A 19,765-nucleotide genomic window follows, 5' to 3' on the forward strand; every position below is an offset into this window, starting at 1 on the left:
AGCAACCCCAGACTGCCCACTTAGAAGTAGCGTATCCCTATCCCCCGACATGAGAGTAGACAGATCATAGCTGGAATGCCGAAATCTTGGGAAGGAAACCCACTATTCGGATACTCGCGGCCCGCCTGCCCCCTGCTACAGGGCCGGCCTGGTGCGTGTTTAAGCCTGATTTATGGGGCCTTGGCCGGGTGGAATTTTTGCTGGGCGGCGGGCAGGCCGTCCTTGACCAGGACTTCGACGGCGTCGGCCGCAGTGTCGATGAGGAAGGGCAGGTCCTTCTTCTCCGGGGCGGAAAAGTCACGCAGGACGAAGTCCGCGGTGTCCATCCGGCCCGGCGGACGCCCGACGCCCACCCGCACGCGCAGGTAGTCCTTGGTGGCCAGGGCCTTCGAGATGTCCCGCAGTCCGTTGTGGCCGCCTTCGCCGCCACCGAGCTTCAGCTTCACGGTATCGAAGGGAATGTCGATCTCGTCATGGACGGCAATGACGTGGGCGGGGTCGATCCCGTAGAACTGTGCCAGGGCCGAGACCGGACCGCCGGAGACGTTCATATATGACAGCGGCTTGGCCAGCACGATCCGGGGGCCGCCAAGGCCAAGGCGCCCTTCGAGGACCTGGGCACGGGCCTTGTGGGACTTGAAGCCGCCGCCGGCGCGCGAGGCGAGTTCGTCCAGGACCATCTGGCCGACGTTGTGGCGGTTGTGGCTGTACTCGGGTCCGGGGTTGCCAAGGCCTACAATCAGCCAGGTGTCGGTCATGGATCAGTCCTTCGGTGGGCCAGGTCAGGGTGGGACGGGTCACGCGGGAGTGCCGGCTCCGGCGCGGAATACGACGGCATCAGACACGACGGCGGCCGGGCCCCTCAGGGACCCGGCCGCCGGAGAAATCGCCGGAATTACTCGGCGGCGACCGAGGATCCTTCGGTGGTGTCGGCCGAAGCCTCTTCCTCGGAGACCTCGGTGGCCTCGGAGATGTGAACGACGAGAGCCTCGACGTCGGCCAGCAGGACGGAGCCCTTCGGCAGAACGAGGTCGGAAGCGTGGATGTGCTCGCCGGCGCTGCGGCCCTCAATGCTGACCTCGATGGCGGTCGGCAGGTGGGTTGCCTCGGCCTCGAGGGACACGGTGGTCATTTCCTGGTTGTACACGTTGCCCGGAGCCAGCTCGCCGGTCAGGTGGACGGGGACGTCGACGGTGACCTTTTCGCCGGTGCGGACGGTCAGCAGGTCGAGGTGCTCGATGATCTGCTTGATCGGGTTGCGCTGGATGTCTTTGACCAGGGCCAGGTGCTGCTCGCCGTCGATGTCCAGGGTCAGCAGGGCGTTAGCCTTGCGGACGGCCAGGGTGGTGGCCTTGGCCGGCAGGGTGATGTGGATCGGCTCTGCGCCGTGGCCGTAGATGACGGCCGGGATCAGGTTGGCCATGCGGGCACGGCGGGCGAAGCCCTTGCCGAATTCGGTGCGTACTTCTGCTGCGAGCTTCTGCTCAGACATGGATATCTCCTCGTGGGATTTCAAGCTGTGGGACTAAACGGTGTTCAGCAAGGGCGGAGGTCTGTTTGCGACCTTCAACGCCGGGCTGCCGTGCAGCTGACCTTCAGAAGGAGATTCAGACCCAGTCGATAACGGAGACCAGCACTCCGGCTCCCCGTGTATACGGTTGACCGGCGCTCTCCCTCGCCAAGGTTTCGGTACAAGGCTACCAGCGGCAAGCCCGGTTTCTGAAACCGGGCCCGCCGCCGGCCGGCCTAGGCCTGGCCGTCGAACAGGCTGGTGACCGAGCCGTCGTCGAACACTTCACGGATGGCGCGCGCGATCAGCGGCGCGATGGACAGCACTGTCAGCTGCGGGAAGCGCTTGTCCGCGGTGATCGGCAGCGTGTTGGTGACCACCACCTCGCGGGCGCCGGACTCGGACAGCCGGCGGGCTGCCGGGTCGGAGAACACGGCGTGGGTCGCGGCGATGATGACATCCTTGGCGCCGGCGTTCTTGAGCACCTGGACGGCGCCGGAGATGGTTCCGCCGGTGTCAATCATGTCATCGATCAGGACACAGGTGCGGCCTTCGATCTGGCCCACGACGGTCTTGGAGACGGCCTGGTTGGGCACGGTGAGGTCGCGGCTCTTGTGCACGAAGGCCAGCGGCGCGCCGCCGAGGCGCTCGGCCCACTGCTCGGCAACGCGGACACGGCCGGTGTCCGGGGAAACGACCGTAACCTTGTCCGAGCCGACGCGGGTGCGGATGTAGTCGGCCAGGAGCGGAATGGCCATGAGGTGGTCCACAGGGCCGTCGAAGAAGCCCTGGATCTGCGAGGTGTGCAGGTCCACGCTCATGATGCGGTCGGCGCCGGCGGTCTTGTACAGATCGGCAACGAGGCGTGCCGAGATGGGCTCGCGGCCGCGGCCCTTCTTGTCCTGCCGGGCATAGGGGTAGAACGGGGACACGACCGTGATGCGCTTGGCGGAGGCCCGCTTGAGCGAATCGATCATGATCAGCTGTTCCATGAGCCAGTTGTTCAGCGGGGCAGGGTGGGCCTGGATCACGAAGGCGTCGGTGCCGCGGACGCTTTCGCCGGCGCGCACGTAGATCTCGCCGTTGGCGAAGTCATAGGCGTCCAGCGGCAGCAGCTCGGTGCCCAGCTCCTTGGCGATCTCTTTCGCCAGCTCAGGGTGCGCGCGCCCCGCGGCCAGCACCAGCTTCTTCTCGCCGTGTGCCGTAATTTCGCTCATGATTGCTAGCCCTCTTCTGTCGGTGCCGGAGTAGTGGAGGAAGTTGGGGCGGCGCCCGCGGCGGCTGTTTCAACCGCGGCGGCGGACTGGGCCAGTGCGGCGGAAACGGACCCGGGGCGGTTGGCCGCAACCCAGCCCTCCGAGTTCCGCTGCCTGGCGATGGAGAGGGCAAGGGCGCCGGCCGGGACGTCCTGGCGGATGATCGCGCCAGCGCCGCTGTAGGCGCCGTCGCCCACCCGGACCGGAGCGACGAAGACCGTGTTGGAGCCGGTCCGGACGCCGGAGCCGATCACCGTGCGGTGCTTCTTCTCGCCGTCGTAGTTGGCGGTGATGTTGCCGCAGCCGATGTTGGTGTCCTCGCCGATTTCCGCGTCTCCGGCGTAGCCGAGGTGCGAGAGCTTCGAGCCGCGGCCGATCGTGACGTTCTTGGTCTCATAGAACGCGCCGATTTTGCCGGTTTCGCCCAGGACGGTGCCGGGGCGCAGGTAGGTGAAGGGGCCGACGCTGGCGCGTGCACCGATCGTGGACCCGGAGCCGTGGGTGCGGATCACCGTGGCACCCTCCCCCACCATGACATCGGTGAGGGTCGTGTCGGGGCCGACGACGGCGTCGCGCGCCACCGTGGTGGCACCGTGCAGCTGGGTGTTGGGCAGGAGGCGGACGTCCTCGTCGAGCGTCACCGTGGAGTCGATCCAGGTGGTGGCGGGATCGACGACCGTCACGCCGGCGCGCATCCAGCCCTCGACGGTGCGGCGGTTGTGTTCGGCGCCGAGAGCGGAGAGCTGGACGCGGTCGTTGGCGCCTTCGACCTGCCAGCGGTCTTCGGTGACGACGGCGGCGACGCGGCCGCCTGCGGCTCGGGCCAGGGCCAGGACGTCGGTGAGGTACTTCTCGCCCTGGGCGTTGTCGGTGGTGACGTGGACCAGCGCGTCGCGCAGCACTGCGGCGTCAAAGGCGTAGATGCCGGAGTTGATTTCGCGGATTCCGCGTTCGGCCTCGGTGGCGTCCTTGTGCTCGCGGATGCCCGTGACGGTTCCGTCCGCTGCGCGGAGGATCCGTCCGTAGCCGGTCGCGTCATCGAGGACGGCAGTGAGGACCGTGACGGCATTGCCCTCGGATTCGTGGGTGGCGACGAGTTCGGCGAGCAGGCCGCCGGTGAGCAGCGGAACGTCGCCGTAGGTCACAACCACGGTTCCGCTGAGCGGTCCCTGGGGGTGAAGGGCATCGAGGGCTTCCAGTGCGGCCTCGACCGCACGGCCTGTGCCGGGGACGTCATCCTGGTCCACGATCAGGGCGTCCGGATCGAGGGCTGCGACGTGGGCGGCCACGAGGTCGCGTTCATGCCGGACCACGAGGGCCAAGTCGCGGGGGTGGACACTGCGGGCGGCGTTGAGGGCGTGGCCCACCAGCGAGCGGCCGCCGATCTCATGGAGAATCTTCGGCGTACGGGATTTCATCCGGGTACCGGCCCCTGCAGCTAGGACGATCACGGCGGCTGGGCCGGTGTTCTCGGGGCTCACGTGTTGGCTCTCCTTGCTTGGTTGCGCAGTGTGTCTCGCCAGTTCCGCCCATAGGACTCGAACCTATACTCCACGGCTCCAAAGGCCGGGGTGCTGCCATTACACCAGAGCGGACCGTGCCCGGGCTTGACCTGCGGCACGAGAACCAATTCTGCCACGAAGGTTGATGCTCGTGCGACTCAGGGTCCGAAGCACGGGCGGTGCTGCCGGTGCGGCGTGGGAGGTGGGGCCGTGGTGGGGCTGTGGCTCGGCGGGGGCGGGGGGCGGCATGGCTAGTGGGCCTGTGGCTCGGCGGGGGCGGGGCCGGCATGGTCCGGTGGGCTGTGGGCTGGTACGGGCTCGCGGTAGGGCATGATGGTGCTGTGAGCAAGAGCGCAGGCCCATCCGGCGGGGCGGACGGCGGTAGCGGCAGGCCTGTCCGTGCGCCAGGCTACGTTCCCCGGCCCCGTATGACGGGCCCGCAGCGCCGCACGCAGCTGATTGGCATCGGCCGGGGCCTTTTCGCGCTCCGCGGCCTGGACGGCACCACCATCGAGGAAATCGCTGCCACCGCGGGCGTCTCCAAACCGGTGATCTATGAGCACTTCGGCTCCAAGGAAGGCCTCTACACCCAGGTGGTGGACGGCGAGTTCCACATCCTCCTGACCTCGATCAACGATGCCCTGTCCGAGGACGCCAAGCCACGCGTCCTTGTGGAGCGGGCGGCCCTGGCCCTGCTGACCTACATCGAGGACCGGACGGACGGCTTCCGCATCCTCATGCGCGACGCCCCGCCGTCCCAGCCGGAGGGCGCCTTCTCCACCCTGCTCTCGCATGTAACGGCCCGCGTGGAGCACATCCTCGAGGACGAACTCGCCCGCCGCGGTTTCAGCCCGGCGGACGGGGCCATGTATGCGCAGATGCTCGTGGGAATGGTCGCGATGACCGGACAGTGGTGGCAGGACAGCCGCACCCCGGACAAACGCGAAGTTGCCGCCCACCTGGTAAACCTGGCCTGGAACGGGCTCACCGGGCTGCAGAAGGACCCGGAGCTCCGAAGCCAGGAGTGAGGGGCGGGGTGGAGTGAGGTCCGGCGTTTGATTGAGGTCCGGGGATCGCCCGTGGTCGCTGGCCGCCACGGGACATGCCCAGCCCTGGCCCTGGCCCTGGCCCTGAGAAATGGGCATAACACCGGCATGCCCATCCTTGGCCTGCACCAAGGAGCATGTCCTCAGGGTTCCGAGCACACGAGGGAACATGTCCAGCCTTAGCCTGGACCAAGGGGCATGTCCTGAGGGTTCCGAGCACACGAGGGAACATGTCCAGCCTTAGCCTGGATCAAGGGGCATGTCCTGAGGGTTCCGAGCAAACTGGGGAACATGACCAGCCTTGGCCTTCGCACCAGACTTGGCCCTCACAAAGAACCTATCCAGCCGCGTGGCCAGGATTTAGCGACATGGCCAATTCAAGCCGGCTGCGAAACAACTCAGCACTTCACCGAAAATGCGCCGATGCCGTCGACTGCTCCATGGGACATGTCCTCCCCCTGCCCCGAGGAGTGGGCATGAGGCCAATATGTCCATTCCTTGCTTACACCAAGGGGCATGTCCTGAGGGTTCCGGGCACACCGGGGAACATGCCCAGCCCTGGCTGACATCAAGGGGCATGTCCTGAGGGTTCCGGGCACACCGGGGAACATGCCCAGCCCTGGCTGACATCAAGGGGCATGTCCTGAGGGTTCCGGGCACACCGGGGAACATGCCCAGCCCTGGCTGACATCAAGGGGCATGTCCTGAGGGTTCCGGGCACACCGGGGAACATGTCCATTCCTGGCCTGCGCCGAAGGGCATGTCCAGCCGTGCCGGAACCCGCTGAGCACCAACACACTGGGCATCTCCCCCGGGCCGTCAGGAGACTACTCCCCCAGCACTTCGAGGGCTTCGAGCCATTCGTGTTCGAGGGCTTCGCGTTCGCCGGCGAGCTCCTGGAGTTTCTTGTTGAGCCCGGCGAGCTCATCGAACTTGCTGGCGTCCCCGGCCCCGGCCGTCATTTGGGCGTGGATCTTGTCTTCCTGCTGCTTGAGCTTGCCCAGCTGCCGGTCGATCCGGTTCTTGGCCTTGCGGGCATCGCGCTTCTCCGCCTCAGAGGCGCCGCCGGCAGCCGGCGCGGAACCGGAGCCCGTCCCGGAGCCCCCGCCGGCGGCCGTGACCGGGTTCCCGCCGCCGGTGATCGTGGAGCCGGCCAGCGCCGACTCGCGCAGCTCGAGGTACTGGTCCACGCCGCGCGGCAGGGCGCGGATCTTGCCGTCGCCCAGGAGCGCCATCTGGTGGTCCGTGACGCGTTCGAGCAGGTAGCGGTCGTGGCTGACCACCACAAGGGTGCCGGGCCAGCCGTCCAGGACGTCTTCGACAGCGGCCAGGGTGTCGGTGTCGAGGTCGTTGGTGGGCTCGTCAAGCATGAGCACGTTGGGTTCGCCCACGAGGAGCCGCAGCAGCTGCAGACGCCGGCGTTCGCCACCGGAGAGGTCCTTGACCGGGGTCCACTGCTTCTGGTTGGTGAAGCCGAGCTGCTCCACGAGCTGGCCTGCGGTGAATTCCTTGCCGCCGACGTTGAAGGAGCGCTTCTCCCGCTCGATCACTTCGATGACGCGCAGGTCGGCGACGTCGTCGAGCTCCTTGACCTCCTGGGTCAGGACGGCGGTGACCACGGTCTTGCCGCGCTTGACCTTGCCGGAGGTGGGCTGAATCTCGCCATTGAGCAGTTTAAGCAGTGTGGTCTTGCCGGCGCCGTTGACGCCCACCAGGCCCAGCCGTTCGCCGGGGGCGAGGCGCAGGGTGATGTTGTCGAAGAGCTTCTGCCCGGGTTCGCCGCCGAGGAAGTCGAGGGACACGTTTTCCAGGTCCAGGACGTCCTTGCCGAGCCGGGCGGTGGCCATCTTGCTCAGCGCCATCGAGTCGCGCGGTTCGGGGACGTCGGCGATCAGGGCGTTGGCGGCCTCGATCCGGAACTTGGGCTTGGCGGTGCGGGCCGGGGCGCCGCGGCGCAGCCAGGCGAGTTCCTTCTTGACCAGCTGCTGGCGTTTGCCTTCCATGACGGAGGCGGAGCGGTCGCGTTCGGCCCGGGCCAGGACGTACGCGGCGTAGCCGCCCTCGAACGGATCCATGATGCCGTCGTGGATTTCCCAGGTCTTGTTGCAGACTTCGTCGAGGAACCAGCGGTCGTGGGTGACCACGAGGAAGGCGCCCTGGTTGGGGCGCCAGCGGGTCTTCAGGTGCCGGGACAACCAGGCGACGCCTTCGACGTCGAGATGGTTGGTGGGCTCGTCGAGCATGATGACGTCGTGGTCCTCAATCAGCAACTTGGCCAGGGCCACCCGCCGCTTCTGGCCGCCGGAGAGAGCATGCACGTTGGCGTGCCAGTCGACGTCGGACACGAGTCCGCCCATTACCTCGCGGATCTGCGGATTGCGGGCCCACTCATAGTCCGCCTTGTCGCCGACAATGGCCGCACCGACGGTGAGGTCGCCGTCGAGGACGTCGCTCTGGTCCAGGTAGCCGATATTGACTTCACTGCGCTTGGTCACCCGGCCCGAATCCGGGGTGGCGCGCATGGCCAGCAGGCGCATGAGCGTCGACTTGCCGTCGCCGTTGCGGCCCACCATGCCGATCCGGTCGCCCTCTTCCAGGCCTAGGGTTACGCCGTCGAGGACGGTGCGGGTTGCATACGAGACCGTGAGGTTCTCGCCGCCGAGCAGGTGTGCCACTGGGAACTGCTTTCTTAGGTGTATCGGTGAAGTGTTGCTGTGAAGTCATGAGATGCGGTGCGTCAAAAGCTCCTAAAGGAGCGTATCGGAGATGATGCGGGCGCCGTGCACCGGGCCGTGGACCGCCATCGCATCCAGGCCATGGTGGCGCAGGTCTTCGGCGAGCCCGGCCGCGGCCGCGGGGCTGTGCGCGAGGAAGGCGACGGTGGGTCCGGAGCCCGAGACGATTCCCGCGATCGCGCCGCATGCCTCGCCGCGCCCCAACGTGTCGCGCAGGCCCGGAGCCAGTTCGATCGAGGCGCGCTGGAGGTCGTTGACCAGGACGCGGCTCAGGGCGTCGGCGTCGCCGCTGCGCAGGGCCGTGAGGACGCCGGGGTCGACGGCGACCGGCTCCTCCACCGTGACGCCCTCCGCCGCGCGGAGCCGGTCCAGGGTCCGGTAGACCTCCGGGGTGGACAGTCCGAAGTCGGCCGCGACCAGGACCCAGTCGGTCTGGGCCTTGACGAGGGCTGGTGAGAGGTCGTCGCCCAGTCCCAACCCGACGGCGGTGCCGCCCAGAAGCGAGAACGGGACGTCGGCGCCGAGTTCGGCGGCCAGGTGGGCCAGCTCATCGCGGGACAGCCCGCTGTTCCACAACGCGTCGCAGGCCAGCAGGGTGGCTGCGGCGTCGGCGGACCCGCCGCCCATGCCGCCGGCCACGGGCACGCGTTTGGTGATCTCCAGATGGACCCCGGTGGCGTGCTCCGAGACGTCGGCCATAATCGCCGCCGCCTTGTAGGCCAGGTTGCGATGATCCAGCGGGATGTCCACGCCATCCAGGTCCAGGGTGCTCGCATCGCTGATGCTGACGGTGATCCCGCCGGTATCGGTGCTGGTGGCGGCCACTTCCTCGTAGAGCGAGACGGCCAGGTAGACGCTGGCCACCGAATGGTAGCCGTCCGGCCGCAGGGGTCCGACGTCCAGTGAGACATTGACCTTGCCTGGAGCCTTGACCCGGACAGTCCTCGCGGCAAAGCGCCCTCTCACTGCGTTCATGGCTCCACGCTATGGCATCCCGGCCCCGGCTCCAAGCACGGGACGGCTCCCGGACGGCTCCCCTGAGACTCACAAGCGACTCACAAAGGACGCCAAAGGAACTCAGCGGGAACTCAGGACTCCGGCTGCGCGTGGGCTTCGGCGATCCTCGCGAACGCAGCAATATCGATCACTTCACCGCGGGCGGAGGGGTCGACGCCGGCGGCCCGCAGGCATCGTTCGGCCTCGGCGGCGCTGCCGGCCCAGCCGGCCAGTGCCGCCCGAAGCGTCTTGCGCCGCTGCGCGAAGGCGGCGTCGATCACGGCGAAGACCTGTTCCCTCGTGGCAGTCGTGACGGGGGGCTCGCGGCGCGTGAAAGAAACCAGTCCGGAATGGATCTTGGGAGCCGGCCAGAAGACGTTCATGCCGATCACGCCGGCCTTGCGCATGCTGCTGTACCAGGCGGCCTTGACTGAGGGCACGCCGTAGGTTTTGGAACCGGGCCCCGCCGCGAGGCGGTCGGCGACCTCGTCCTGGACCATGACGAGGCCGTGCTGCAGGCTCGGGAAGTGCTGCAGGAGGTGCAGGACCACGGGAACGGCGACGTTGTAGGGAAGATTCGCCACGAGCGCGGTCGGTTCCGCGGGCAGTTCCGTGACCCTCATGGCATCGGCCAGGACGAGGTGGAAATTTCCGACGGCGTTCGGCCGCCACTGGTTCACCGTGGCTGGCAGCCGCCCGGCCAGGACCGGATCGATTTCGACGGCGACCACGGTCCGGGCGGCGTCCAGCAGGCCAAGGGTCAGCGACCCGAGACCGGGCCCCACTTCGAGGACCGTCTCATCGGCCCGGATGTCCGCGGCGGCCACGATGCGCCGGATGGTATTGCCGTCGATGACAAAGTTCTGGCCCAGGGTCTTCGTGGGCCGGACGCCGATTTCCTCAGCCAGCCGGCGGATATCGGTGGCGCCCATCAGCGGTGCGGGCGCCGCTGACGGCAGGCTTTCGGGGGCGGAGGGGCTCGGTTCAGTCACCTAGGTATCCTATCCCGGCGCCGGTACGCCACAGGCCGGGCCCGGAGGGATCCGGACCCGGCCTGTGCGTCTCACCGCGGCCGTGGTCAGCCGCCGCGGGAGCGGGCGGTCATCAGCGGGCAGTCACGAGCCGACTGGGCGTGCTGGCAGGGAATGCCAGCTGGGCGTCTTAGCTGGACGCGGCCCAGCCGCAGCCCCAGGGGCCAAGGCCGCGCTGCGCGTAGACGCGGTTGGCGATGTCGATCTGCTGGGCCTTGGTGGCCGCAGCGGCGTTGGGGGCGTAGGCGCCGCCGCCGGCGCCGAGCCAGGTCCGGACGTCGAACTGCAGGCCGCCGTAGTAGCCGTTGCCGCTGTTGATGGACCAGTTGCCGCCGGACTCGCACTGCGCGATCTTGTCCCACATGCCCTGGTTCATCATCGCGGGCGCGCCGGCACCGGTGTTGGCTGCGGGCTGGGGCTTTTCCTTGGTGCCCACAGTGACCTTCTCAGTGACCGGCTGAGCACTCACGGTCTCGGAGACCAGGGTCCGGGCGGCTTCGCGGCCGTCTACGAGGACCAGCTTGAAGCTCTTGGTGGTGGTACCGGCGACGCCGGCCTGGGTGACGGTCTTGTCACCCTTGAACATGTCGGCGCTTTCGGTGGTGAGTGTTTCGAATGCGACAGGCTCGGTGGTGTTGGCCGTCTTGCTGACATCGACGCGGGAGACCTTGATGACCATGTCGTTGACCACCGGCGCGTTCCCGGGCTGGGAGACGCGGTCGCTGGCTCCGAGCGACAGCCCGGCGTCTTCGAGCACCTTGGCCACGGTGGCCTCTGTCGTGGTGGTCTTGGCCGCCTTGCCGTCCGCGACGATGCTCACTGTCTTCGGCGTCGAGATGGCAACGAAGGAACCGGAGACAGCCAGCTGGGCGTCCTTGGGCACAGACACCTGAGAGGCGCTGGCCACGCCGAGTTCGGTCACGAGCCCCTCGACGGTGGGTGATGTGGTGTTGATGGTCCGTTCGGCGCCGTCGAGGCTGACCTTGACGGCCTTGGCGAGGTTGACGTTGATGACTGATCCGTCCTGCACGTGGGCGTCCGCCGAAGGCGACACCCGGTCGGCTGGCTCCAGTTCAACCTTGGCACTCTTGACGACCTCGGCGACGGTTCCGCCGAAGGTCTGGACGGAGCTGACCTTGCCGTCCACGTTGAGTGTGATCGTCTTGTTGTTGCCTACGAAGGCCACGAGGCCCAGCACCAGTGCCACCAGAACTACGAGCTGGGAGCCAACTTTGACGAAGCTGATCTTGCCGTCCGATGTGAAGAACTTGACCACGATTGCCCGAATCTCTTGGACCTTCCGGGCACGGGGATAAATGCACGCGACCACCCGCCGTGAGCGCGCCAGGGGCGGCTCCGGACAGGGTCCGGAGCGTCACGGAAGATGCGTGCACTGCCTCACCCAAAACGAGAGCGCACATGTGGTTTGTTTGCCACGATGCACGCCCTGCTTCAGTGAAATTATCCGTAGGCCTTCCCCGACCCCGGCTAATAGTTGACCACTGTAACCGTAGCGTTATAAAGCAGCCAAGAATTTGTGCATACCCAGTATGCTTTGGCGGAGGCCGAAAGTGACCGTTTTAGGCCCAGGATCCGTATGCCCGCACGGAATTTTCGGCGATCTGCGCGCACAGTCCGGAAAGCTCCGATCCAGTCACATCGGCCATCGCCCGAACCGTGTACGGAACCATGTAACTCGCATTCGGGCGCCCGCGGTGCGGGTGCGGCGTGAGGAACGGCGCGTCCGTCTCGACCAGGATCCGGGTCGGCTCCGCGATGGCCAGGGCGGCCCGCAGGTTGGACGCGTTCTTGAAGGTCACGGTCCCGGCAAAGGACATGTACCAGCCCTCCGCGTTGCACGTCCTGGCGAGCTCCTCGTCGCCGGAGAAACAATGGAATACCACACGCTCCGGCGCTCCTTCTTCGCGCAGCACCTGGACGACGTCGTCGTGGGCGTCGCGGTCGTGGATCTGCAGCGTCAGTCCGAGCCGTTTGGCGATGTCGATGTGGCGGCGGAACGAATAGCGCTGGTGGGCCAGGCCCTCCCCCTCGGTCCGGAAGAAGTCCAGCCCTGTCTCACCGATCGCCCGGACCCGCGGGTGGGCGGCCAGGGCCTCGATTTCGGCCAGGGCGCTGTCCAGTTCGCCGCGGCGGGCGTAGTCGGGCGCATCGTTGGGGTGGAGCGCGACTGCGCCCAGGAGCCGCGCATCGAGCTCGACGGCCTTGACCGTGAACCGTGACGATTCGAGGTCGCACCCCACCTGCACCGCCCCCTGGACGCCCACGGCAGCCGCGGCGTCGAGGGCGTCCGTGATGCTCACCGACAGCTCTGCGTCGGGAAAGTCCAGATGGGTGTGGTTGTCCATCACCGGGACGGGCAGCGGTTCCGGTGCAGGCGGATAGCCGCTGCGTCCGGCGCCGTCATTTCCGGGCGACCGGAACTGGACGGGAGTGTGGAGATTGAGCATTCTTCCACCCTAACGGGCGCCCGGAATTACCCGGAACTCTCTGTCAGGCCCGGCAGTTGTGTTAGTAGTCTGTAAGTACTCTGTTATTTCACCGTAAGGAAACAGGCGAACCCCACTGCGGGGCCCGGCGGCCGTTGCCGGTCCGTTCCGGGACCCACCAGGGCTGAAAGGCTGCCGATGGATTACCAGCGCACTTCCCTAGAGGACGCTCTCCCCGACGGACGGAGCTTCCCGGGCCGCCCCGCCGTGGATGCCGACGCCGTTGACGCAGCGCCAGCCGGACACCGCTCCTCGCCGCAGGCGCCCCCAGCCATGGACGCCGGCGCCTTCCACTCCGCCAGCACCCGGATCCTCTCTGCCATCAATACGGTGATCGACGGCAAGGCCGAAGCGGCAAAGCTGGCGCTCACGGTGCTCCTGGCCCAGGGCCACCTGCTCCTGGAAGACGTCCCCGGAGTCGGCAAGACCCTCCTGGCCAAGACCCTGGCCCGCAGCATCGACTGTTCCGTCAGCCGTATCCAGTTCACCCCGGACCTGCTTCCGTCCGACGTGACGGGCGTATCCATCTACAACCAGGCGACCCGGTCCTTCGAATTCCGGCACGGCGCGGTGTTCGCGAACATCGTCATCGGGGACGAAATCAACCGCGCCTCCGCCAAAACCCAGTCCGCCCTGCTGGAGTGCATGGAGGAGCACCAGGTCACGGTGGACGGCACGTCCTACCGCCTGGATGAGCCATTCATGGTGGTGGCGACGCAGAACCCCATTGAGATGGAGGGCACCTACCCGCTTCCCGAAGCGCAGCGGGACCGTTTCATGGCCCGGATCTCGATGGGCTACCCGGACCGGGAGTCCGAGATGGAGATGCTGGAAACCCATCAGGCGTCCTCCCCGCTGGCCCACGTGACGGCCGTGGTCACCGCCGCGGAAGTGGCCGCCATGATTGCCACCGTGCAGCAGGTCTACGTGTCCCGGTCCATCAAGGAGTACACGGTGGCCCTGGGACGGGCCACGCGTGAAAGCGGTCTGCTCCGGCTTGGCGCCAGCCCCCGGTCCATGTTGCAGCTCCTGCGCGCGGCGAAGGCCACGGCCGCACTCGATGGCCGGGACTTCGTCCTGCCGGACGACATCATCAGCGTCGCCGAGGCCGTGCTCGCCCACCGGATCATCCTCGACCGCAAGGCCGCCAGCACGGGCGAGACGCCGCAAAGCGTCATCCGTGCCATCATCGGCAAAATCCCTGTCACCCCGGAGGTGACGGCGGCAGCCACCGGAACCGGACGCCCCGGCCGGAACAGGGCCTCGGCCATGGCGGCCGCGCCGCCGCCCCAACAGCCGAATCCGCGCTAGGCAACGGTTCCGCCATGGCGTGGAGGGATCGGTTCCCGGGACATATCTTCAGCACCCGCGGCTGGGGCCTGCTCGGCGCGGGTGCGATCTTCCTGCTGGCCGCGCAGATCATGGGGCGCCGGGATTTGCTGGCCCTGGCCGTGCTGCTGCTGATCCTGCCGCTCCTGTCGCTGGCCGGAACCCGAGTGTTGAAGCCGAGGTTTCGCGTCTACCGCGAGTTCAGTCCGTCTCAGGTCGAGACGTCCGCGCGTGCCACGGTGCGGCTGGCCGTGGCACGGAGCGGGGCGGGAACGGGCCACGCGATCATGGAGGAACACCTGCCGGCCCGGTTTGGCGAGTCTCCAGCCTTCCGCTTCCCCGCCCGCACGGCGGCCGGGGGCACGAGCCGCTATGAATACCACCTTCGCTCGGCCAAGCGGGGCCAATTCCGGATCGGGCCCGTCACGGCAGAGTTCAGCGACCCCTTCGGCCTGTCCTTCCACCGCCACGCAATCGACGACGGCGACCTCCTCACCGTGACGCCCGCCGCCGTCGAGCTTCCCGCGACGGGGCTCGCCGGTGCCCGCGGACACGACGGTGTTACGGCCACCCGGGTCCGGGCCAATCCTAGCGACGACGACGTCATGACCCGCGAATACCGTCACGGGGATCCGATGCGCCGGGTGCACTGGGCTGCGACCGCCCGCCACGGGGCCCTCATGGTGCGGCAGGAGGAATCCGTCACGACCCCCGAGGCGACCATCATCCTGGACCAGTGCCTCTCGGCCTACCCGCACGGAGTGTTGGGTCACGGCGGCTTTTCTGCGGCCGGCCGCCCCCACTCCGGCCACGCCGGAGGCAGCGACGGGTCCAGCCGTGAGCTGCTGACCTGCGACGCCTTCGAATGGGCCGTCACAGCGGCAATGTCGATCGGCGCGCACCTTGCCGACCGCAATTACTCCCTGCGGTTCCTGGACAGCGCGGGCGCGCCCGCCTTCCGGCAGTCGCCGTCCGCTCCCGATCCCGAGGCCGAGGAGTACACGGGAGCATCCGGACTGCAGTCCATCGCGGAAAGCCTGGCCGCCATCCAACTCTCCGGCCCGCACTACACCCACCTGCACCGCAACCGCGCCCACGGCCCCCGCCCGCAGCCCGGCGGCATCCCCGGCCCGGCGGGGGCCGCCGCGGGTTCCAACGCCGTCCGCGGGCAGGAGGCAGCCCGCTCCGGGCAAGCCTCAGGGTCCGTGCCGCAGGCCTTCGGTGACGCCCTGCTGGACAAGCTCTCCGCCCACCGGCTGCGGGGTCCGATCCTGGCCGTCCTGGGCAGCCTGACGCCCGCCGAGGCCCGGGCGCTGTCCCCGGCGGCGGCGTTCGGCGCGAACGCCTTCGCGCTGCTGGTCACGGACCAGGCAGACGACTCCGGCGAAGTGTCCGGGGCACTGGAGGCGCTGCGGCTGGGCGGATGGCGGGCCGTGGCGGTATCGGCCCGGAGTTCGTTGCCCGACGCATGGGCGGCCTTCGACCAGACGGACCCGGCCATGGCCGCTGCCGCCGACGTCCGCCGCGGCGCAGGGGGCAGGCCATGACCCTCGCACCGCAGCGCCGCACCGGATCCGACGCCGGCCCCTCGGGCGCAGAAGAACCGACGGTCCTGTCCCCCGGCACGGCGTCCCGCAGGGCCGGACCCGGCGCCCAGCCCTGGGTGATGGGGACCGCGGTCGCGGTGGCCGTCGCGGGTGCCGCCCTCGGCTTCAACGGCGTCCTGCGCGGGTGGGCCTGGTACTCCCCGGTGATCACCACCGTCCTTGCCGTCGCCTTCAGCATGGCGATACTGCGGTCACTGCGAGCGCGGACGTGGTTCGTGGCCGCCGGCGGGCTGGCGGCGCTCATCCTGGTCCTGACCTTCACCTTCTTCAGGCAGCACAGCATTGCCGGGTTCATCCCGTCCGCCGAGACCATGGACTACCTGGGAAGGTTCCTCCGCCGGGCTGGCGAAACCGTGCTCGCCGAGAGCACGCCGGTGGCTCCCAACGCCGGAATCGTCATGCTCATCTGCGCCGTGCTCGGGCTGCTGGTGATCCTCGTGGATGCCCTCGCGTTCCCTCTGGCGTTGCCGGCCACGAGCGGACTCGGGATCCTGGCCATCCTCGTGGTGCCGGCCATGGTCAAGCCGCAGAGCGTGGGCGTGCTCGGGTTCCTCGGGGCCGCCGTCGGCTATCTGCTGATCCTGGGCTGCAGCCATTGGTTCACGCCGGATGCCCGCACCGGCGCCGATACCGCCCGGGACCCGGGACAAATCCGGCGCGGCGCGGTCACGGCCGGGATGGCGCTGACCCTGACGTTGCTGCTGCAGCCGGTCATCCCGGGTTTCGACCAGGGCACGTTTCCGCAGGGCTCGCGGCTGAACCCGTTCGGCAACGCAACCGGCCTGAATCCGATGATCAGCCTCGGCAGCAGCCTGCGCAGCCCCTCGGGCGAGGGCCGGATCACGTTTGCCACGAACGCGCCGACGACGCCATACCTGCGCTCGGTCACAGTGGATAACTTCGACGGCGACACCTGGGCACCGGATGACCGGGAGTCCACCCGGCGGCTGGGTACCGGCAGGATCGACTCCGGGCTTGAGAGCGCCGCAACGGAGCTTCGCGTGGTCACCGCCGTCAACACCGGGCAGTTCACGAGTCCCTACCTCCCCGCACCCTACGCGCCGGAGTCGGTCAGCGGGCTCACAGGGCGCTGGGCCTGGGATCCGGCCACGCTCAGCATCAAGGGGGTCGACACAAATTCCCGCGACCAGCAGTACGTTGTCACCTCCGTCAGCCCGCAACTCACCGCCGGGCTGCTGGCAGAGGCCTCACAGCCGGCCGGCGGGATCCCCGATCTGTTCCTCCGGCAGCCCTCGAACGTTCCGGAGATCGTGCGCACCACGGCCGATACTGTGACGGCCGGAGCCGCCACGCCGTATGCGCGCGCCATGGCCATCCAGACGTACCTGCGTTCACTCCAGTTCACGTATTCCCTGCAGTCCCCCGTGCAGGGCGGCTACGACGGCAACGGCCTGTCCGTCCTGGCGGACTTCCTGACCCAGAAGAGCGGCTACTGCATTCATTTCGCCTCGGCCATGGCCGTGATGGCCAGGCTGGAGGGCATTCCCAGCAGAATCGCCGTGGGCTACGCCCCGGGCCGCTCCACCGGCGCCTCCGTGTCCGTCGCGGGCCAGGGCCCGCTGCCCGAGTACGAGGTCGATTCCCGAGACGCCCATGCGTGGCCGGAGCTCTTCTTCCAAGGCATCGGGTGGGTCCCGTTTGAGCCGACGCCCTCCCGCGGCGTGGTTCCGGCGTACGCCACGGCAGCCGCCACGCCCAGCGGCGCCAGCACCAATGAACGCAACGATGCCCTGACCCCCGGGGAACGTTCCACGCCGGCGCCGGTCCCCACCCTGGCCCCTGTTCCCCTTCCGGCGGCCGGGGCGCGGACCCCCGCGGACACGCACCCGGCACAGGCGCTGTACGGCCTGGGAGCGGTGCTGCTGCTGGCACTGCTGGCGGCTTCCCCGCGGCTGGTGCGCAGCGGGGTGCGGCGCCGCAGGCTGACGACGACGGCCCGCAGCAGGGGCGGCGCGCCGGCAGGAACGGCCGTTCCGGCCTGGGCCGAACTGAGGGACCTGGCCACGGACTACGGCGTGGCGCCAGAAGCGAGCGAGACGGCGCGGCATTTCTCGGAGCGGCTGCGCGCCTCGGCGGCTTTGGGACAGCCAGGCGGAGCGGAGACGCCCGGCCAGCGGGCAGCGGCCGCCCTGACGGAGGACTTTGAACGGGAACGGTACGGCCGCCCGGCCGGAGCCGCCGGACCTGCGGGCGCCGCCGGATCTGCGGGCGCTGCGGGCGCCGCCGGATCTGCGGGCGCTGCGGGCGCCGCCGGATCTGCGGGCGCCGCCGACTCCGCCGCGGTCAGGATTGCGCTGGTGCAGGCCGCGCTGCGGGGCAACGCGAAGCTCCTGGTGCGGCTGCGTGCGGACTGGCTGCCGCCGTCGGTCCTGTCCGGGTGGCGGCGGGCCCTCCCGCTGCCCCGACGGGTCCTGTCCCGGACAGCAGAAAGCACCCGGCGGGGCATCGCGGGATCCTGGGGGAAGATCCGCAATACCGTCCGCCGGGTGCGTCGCGGCTAGCGTGCCGCCGTCATCGGGCCCGCGTCAGCCGTCCCGCGTCAGCGGATCCGCGTCAGCGAATCCGGGGCCCGGGTGCTCCCTGCGCCTAGCCTGCGTAGGGGTCGGCGATGCCGATGTACTGGGTGTAGAGGTATTCCTCGATGCCCTCCAGGCCGCCTTCGCGGCCCAGGCCGGACTGCTTGACGCCGCCGAACGGGGCGGCGGCGTTGGAGACGACGCCCGCGTTCAGGCCGAGCATGCCGGTTTCGAGGCGTTCGCCCATCCGGATGCCCCGGTTCAGGTCCCGGGTGAAGACGTAGGCCACGAGCCCGTATTCGGTGTTGTTCGCGAGCCGGACGGCCTCGTTCTCGGTGTCGAAGGTGATGATCGGGGCGACGGGGCCGAAGATTTCCTCGGACAGGATCCGGGTGCCCTCGGTGACGCCCTTGAGGATCGTCGGCTGGTAGAAGTAGCCCGGGCCCTCGACGGCGGAGCCGCCGGTCACCGCGACCGCACCGGAGGCGACGGCGTCGGTGACGAGTTCGTGGACCTTGTCCCGGCTCTTGGCATCGATGAGCGGGCCGACCTTGGACTCGGCCTCGGTGCCGCGGCCGGTGGTCATGTCCTTCATTTTCGCGGCGAACTTCTCCGCGAACTCGTCCGCGACGGACTCGTGCACGATGAACCGGTTGGCCGCGGTGCAGGCCTCGCCCATGTTCCGCAGCTTCGCCAGCATCGCACCCGCGACGGCGGCATCGACGTCGGCGTCCTCGAACACAACGAACGGGGCGTTCCCGCCGAGCTCCATCGAGGTCCGCAGGACCGTCTCGGAGGCATCGGCGAGCAGCCGGCGGCCGACCTCCGTGGAGCCGGTGAAGGACAGCTTCCGCAGGCGCTGATCCTTGATCAGCGGCCCCGTCGTGGCGCCGGCCGTGGAGGTCGGGATGACGTTCAGGACACCGGCGGGCAGGCCGGCCTCGACCATCACGGCCGCGAACAGCTGGGAAGTCAGCGGGGTCAGGTTCGCGGACTTGAGCACCATCGTGCAGCCGGCGGCGACGGCCGGGGCGATCTTGCGGGTGGCCATGGCCAGCGGGAAGTTCCACGGCGTGATCAGCAGGCACGGGCCCACCGGCTTCTTGGTCACCAGCAGCCGGGACTTCCCATCCGGGGACACAGAGTAGCGGCCGAACGCGCGGACGGCTTCCTCGGAGAACCACCGCAGGAACTCCGCGCCATAGGTGACCTCGCCGCGGGCCTCGGCCAGCGGCTTGCCCATCTCCAGGGTCATCAGCAGCGCGAAGTCCTCGGCCCGCTCGGTCACGAGTTCGAACGCGCGGCGCAGGATCTCCCCGCGTTCGCGCGACGGGACCTTCGCCCAGGACTCCTGCGCGGCGGCGGCGGCGTCCAGGGCCGCCTTGCCGTCCTCGGGGCCGGCGTCGGCGATGCTCAGAAGCACCTGGCCAGTGGCGGGGTCCTCGACCTGGAAGGTCTTCCCGGACGCGGCCGGACGCCATTCGCCGTTGATCAGCAGGCCCGTCGGGACCGAGGCCAGCAGGGCCTTCTCCCGCTCCGCGGAAACAATAGGCTGGGCAGTTACAGTCACAACGACTCCCTCGTCAGCAATTCGGTTGGCACTAGTTTGTGGCACTAGCTTTTTGGCTCTAGTTTGTTGGCACTGATTAATTGGCACTGCGGCTTTATTGGCACTGCGTGCCGGTTGAGGCGCTCGTTCCCGTAGGGCC

Annotated in this window: 14 protein-coding genes and 1 tRNA gene; 4 read left to right on the forward strand and 11 right to left on the reverse strand. The window is 68.6% G+C overall.

Going from position 1 to position 19,765, the window contains the following annotated elements:
• Positions 1-170: 170 nt before the first annotated feature.
• From pth to BLR03_RS05825, 5 genes are all read right to left on the reverse strand, one after another.
• On the reverse strand, positions 171-758 hold the full coding sequence (gene pth / locus BLR03_RS05805) for an aminoacyl-tRNA hydrolase (RefSeq protein WP_091250692.1): 588 nt from the start codon (positions 756-758) through the stop codon (positions 171-173).
• A gap of 137 nt (positions 759-895) precedes the next feature.
• Complete coding sequence (locus BLR03_RS05810; protein ID WP_091250696.1) at positions 896-1,492, reverse strand: 50S ribosomal protein L25/general stress protein Ctc; 597 nt, start codon at positions 1,490-1,492, stop codon at positions 896-898.
• A 254-nt stretch (positions 1,493-1,746) separates the two neighbouring features.
• Positions 1,747-2,727: a ribose-phosphate diphosphokinase gene (locus tag BLR03_RS05815; RefSeq protein ID WP_018774662.1), complete on the reverse strand. Its 981-nt coding sequence runs from the start codon at positions 2,725-2,727 to the stop codon at positions 1,747-1,749.
• A 5-nt stretch (positions 2,728-2,732) separates the two neighbouring features.
• Positions 2,733-4,247 carry a bifunctional UDP-N-acetylglucosamine diphosphorylase/glucosamine-1-phosphate N-acetyltransferase GlmU gene (gene glmU, locus BLR03_RS05820; protein WP_091250699.1) on the reverse strand — a complete coding sequence of 505 codons (1,515 nt, stop codon included), beginning with the start codon at positions 4,245-4,247 and terminating at the stop codon, positions 2,733-2,735.
• A 42-nt stretch (positions 4,248-4,289) separates the two neighbouring features.
• A tRNA-Gln gene (locus BLR03_RS05825) sits at positions 4,290-4,361 on the reverse strand.
• A 335-nt stretch (positions 4,362-4,696) separates the two neighbouring features.
• Here BLR03_RS05825 and BLR03_RS05830 point away from each other — a divergent pair.
• On the forward strand, positions 4,697-5,296 hold the full coding sequence (locus BLR03_RS05830; protein WP_091250702.1) for a TetR/AcrR family transcriptional regulator: 600 nt from the start codon (positions 4,697-4,699) through the stop codon (positions 5,294-5,296).
• A gap of 845 nt (positions 5,297-6,141) precedes the next feature.
• Here the strand turns inward: BLR03_RS05830 and BLR03_RS05835 are convergent.
• The 5 genes from BLR03_RS05835 to BLR03_RS05855 all read right to left on the reverse strand — a co-directional run bounded on the left by BLR03_RS05835 (position 6,142) and on the right by BLR03_RS05855 (position 12,544).
• Positions 6,142-7,989, reverse strand: a complete 1,848-nt coding sequence (locus BLR03_RS05835; protein WP_091250703.1) for an ABC-F family ATP-binding cassette domain-containing protein — start codon at positions 7,987-7,989, stop codon at positions 6,142-6,144.
• Between the two features lie 72 nt (positions 7,990-8,061).
• Positions 8,062-9,024: a 4-(cytidine 5'-diphospho)-2-C-methyl-D-erythritol kinase gene (locus tag BLR03_RS05840; protein ID WP_091250705.1), complete on the reverse strand. Its 963-nt coding sequence runs from the start codon at positions 9,022-9,024 to the stop codon at positions 8,062-8,064.
• Between the two features lie 113 nt (positions 9,025-9,137).
• On the reverse strand, positions 9,138-9,977 hold the full coding sequence (rsmA, locus tag BLR03_RS05845) for a 16S rRNA (adenine(1518)-N(6)/adenine(1519)-N(6))-dimethyltransferase RsmA (RefSeq protein ID WP_091250984.1): 840 nt from the start codon (positions 9,975-9,977) through the stop codon (positions 9,138-9,140).
• Between the two features lie 229 nt (positions 9,978-10,206).
• Entirely contained in the window at positions 10,207-11,352 is a 1,146-nt protein-coding gene (locus tag BLR03_RS05850; RefSeq protein WP_091250707.1) for a ubiquitin-like domain-containing protein, read from the reverse strand.
• A 304-nt stretch (positions 11,353-11,656) separates the two neighbouring features.
• Positions 11,657-12,544: a TatD family hydrolase gene (locus tag BLR03_RS05855; RefSeq protein WP_091250710.1), complete on the reverse strand. Its 888-nt coding sequence runs from the start codon at positions 12,542-12,544 to the stop codon at positions 11,657-11,659.
• A 177-nt stretch (positions 12,545-12,721) separates the two neighbouring features.
• On the opposite strand from BLR03_RS05855, the gene BLR03_RS05860 reads away from it, so the two are divergent.
• The 3 genes from BLR03_RS05860 to BLR03_RS05870 are packed head-to-tail and all read left to right on the forward strand — an operon-like array spanning position 12,722 to position 18,041.
• Positions 12,722-13,894, forward strand: coding sequence for an AAA family ATPase (locus BLR03_RS05860; protein ID WP_091250713.1), 1,173 nt, complete (start codon positions 12,722-12,724; stop codon positions 13,892-13,894).
• 14 nt (positions 13,895-13,908) lie between these two features.
• Positions 13,909-15,459 carry a DUF58 domain-containing protein gene (locus BLR03_RS05865; protein WP_091250715.1) on the forward strand — a complete coding sequence of 517 codons (1,551 nt, stop codon included), beginning with the start codon at positions 13,909-13,911 and terminating at the stop codon, positions 15,457-15,459.
• A complete protein-coding gene (locus BLR03_RS05870) occupies positions 15,456-18,041 on the forward strand; it encodes a transglutaminase TgpA family protein (protein ID WP_091250717.1) in 2,586 nt (861 codons plus the stop codon). The genes BLR03_RS05865 and BLR03_RS05870 overlap by 4 nt, the downstream gene beginning before the upstream one ends.
• 85 nt (positions 18,042-18,126) lie before the next feature.
• Here BLR03_RS05870 and BLR03_RS05875 read toward each other — a convergent pair whose 3' ends face one another.
• A complete protein-coding gene (locus BLR03_RS05875; protein WP_091250720.1) occupies positions 18,127-19,626 on the reverse strand; it encodes an NAD-dependent succinate-semialdehyde dehydrogenase in 1,500 nt (499 codons plus the stop codon).
• Between the last annotated feature and the right edge of the window lie 139 nt (positions 19,627-19,765).

Source organism: Arthrobacter sp. ok909 (assembly GCF_900104405.1).
Classification (GTDB): domain Bacteria; phylum Actinomycetota; class Actinomycetes; order Actinomycetales; family Micrococcaceae; genus Arthrobacter; species Arthrobacter humicola.

Excerpts from the sequence above, each read along its gene's own strand:
- BLR03_RS05865 (WP_091250715.1), top strand. The coding sequence starts at position 13,909 with ATGGCGTGGAGGGATCGGTTCCCGGGACATATCTTCAGCACCCGCGGC.
- BLR03_RS05855 (WP_091250710.1), bottom strand. The coding sequence starts at position 12,544 with ATGCTCAATCTCCACACTCCCGTCCAGTTCCGGTCGCCCGGAAATGAC.
- BLR03_RS05860 (WP_091250713.1), top strand. The coding sequence starts at position 12,722 with ATGGATTACCAGCGCACTTCCCTAGAGGACGCTCTCCCCGACGGACGG.
- BLR03_RS05815 (WP_018774662.1), bottom strand. The coding sequence starts at position 2,727 with ATGAGCGAAATTACGGCACACGGCGAGAAGAAGCTGGTGCTGGCCGCG.
- BLR03_RS05810 (WP_091250696.1), bottom strand. The coding sequence starts at position 1,492 with ATGTCTGAGCAGAAGCTCGCAGCAGAAGTACGCACCGAATTCGGCAAG.
- rsmA (WP_091250984.1), bottom strand. The coding sequence starts at position 9,977 with ATGGGCGCCACCGATATCCGCCGGCTGGCTGAGGAAATCGGCGTCCGG.
- pth (WP_091250692.1), bottom strand. The coding sequence starts at position 758 with ATGACCGACACCTGGCTGATTGTAGGCCTTGGCAACCCCGGACCCGAG.
- BLR03_RS05870 (WP_091250717.1), top strand. The coding sequence starts at position 15,456 with ATGACCCTCGCACCGCAGCGCCGCACCGGATCCGACGCCGGCCCCTCG.
- BLR03_RS05830 (WP_091250702.1), top strand. The coding sequence starts at position 4,697 with ATGACGGGCCCGCAGCGCCGCACGCAGCTGATTGGCATCGGCCGGGGC.
- BLR03_RS05840 (WP_091250705.1), bottom strand. The coding sequence starts at position 9,024 with ATGAACGCAGTGAGAGGGCGCTTTGCCGCGAGGACTGTCCGGGTCAAG.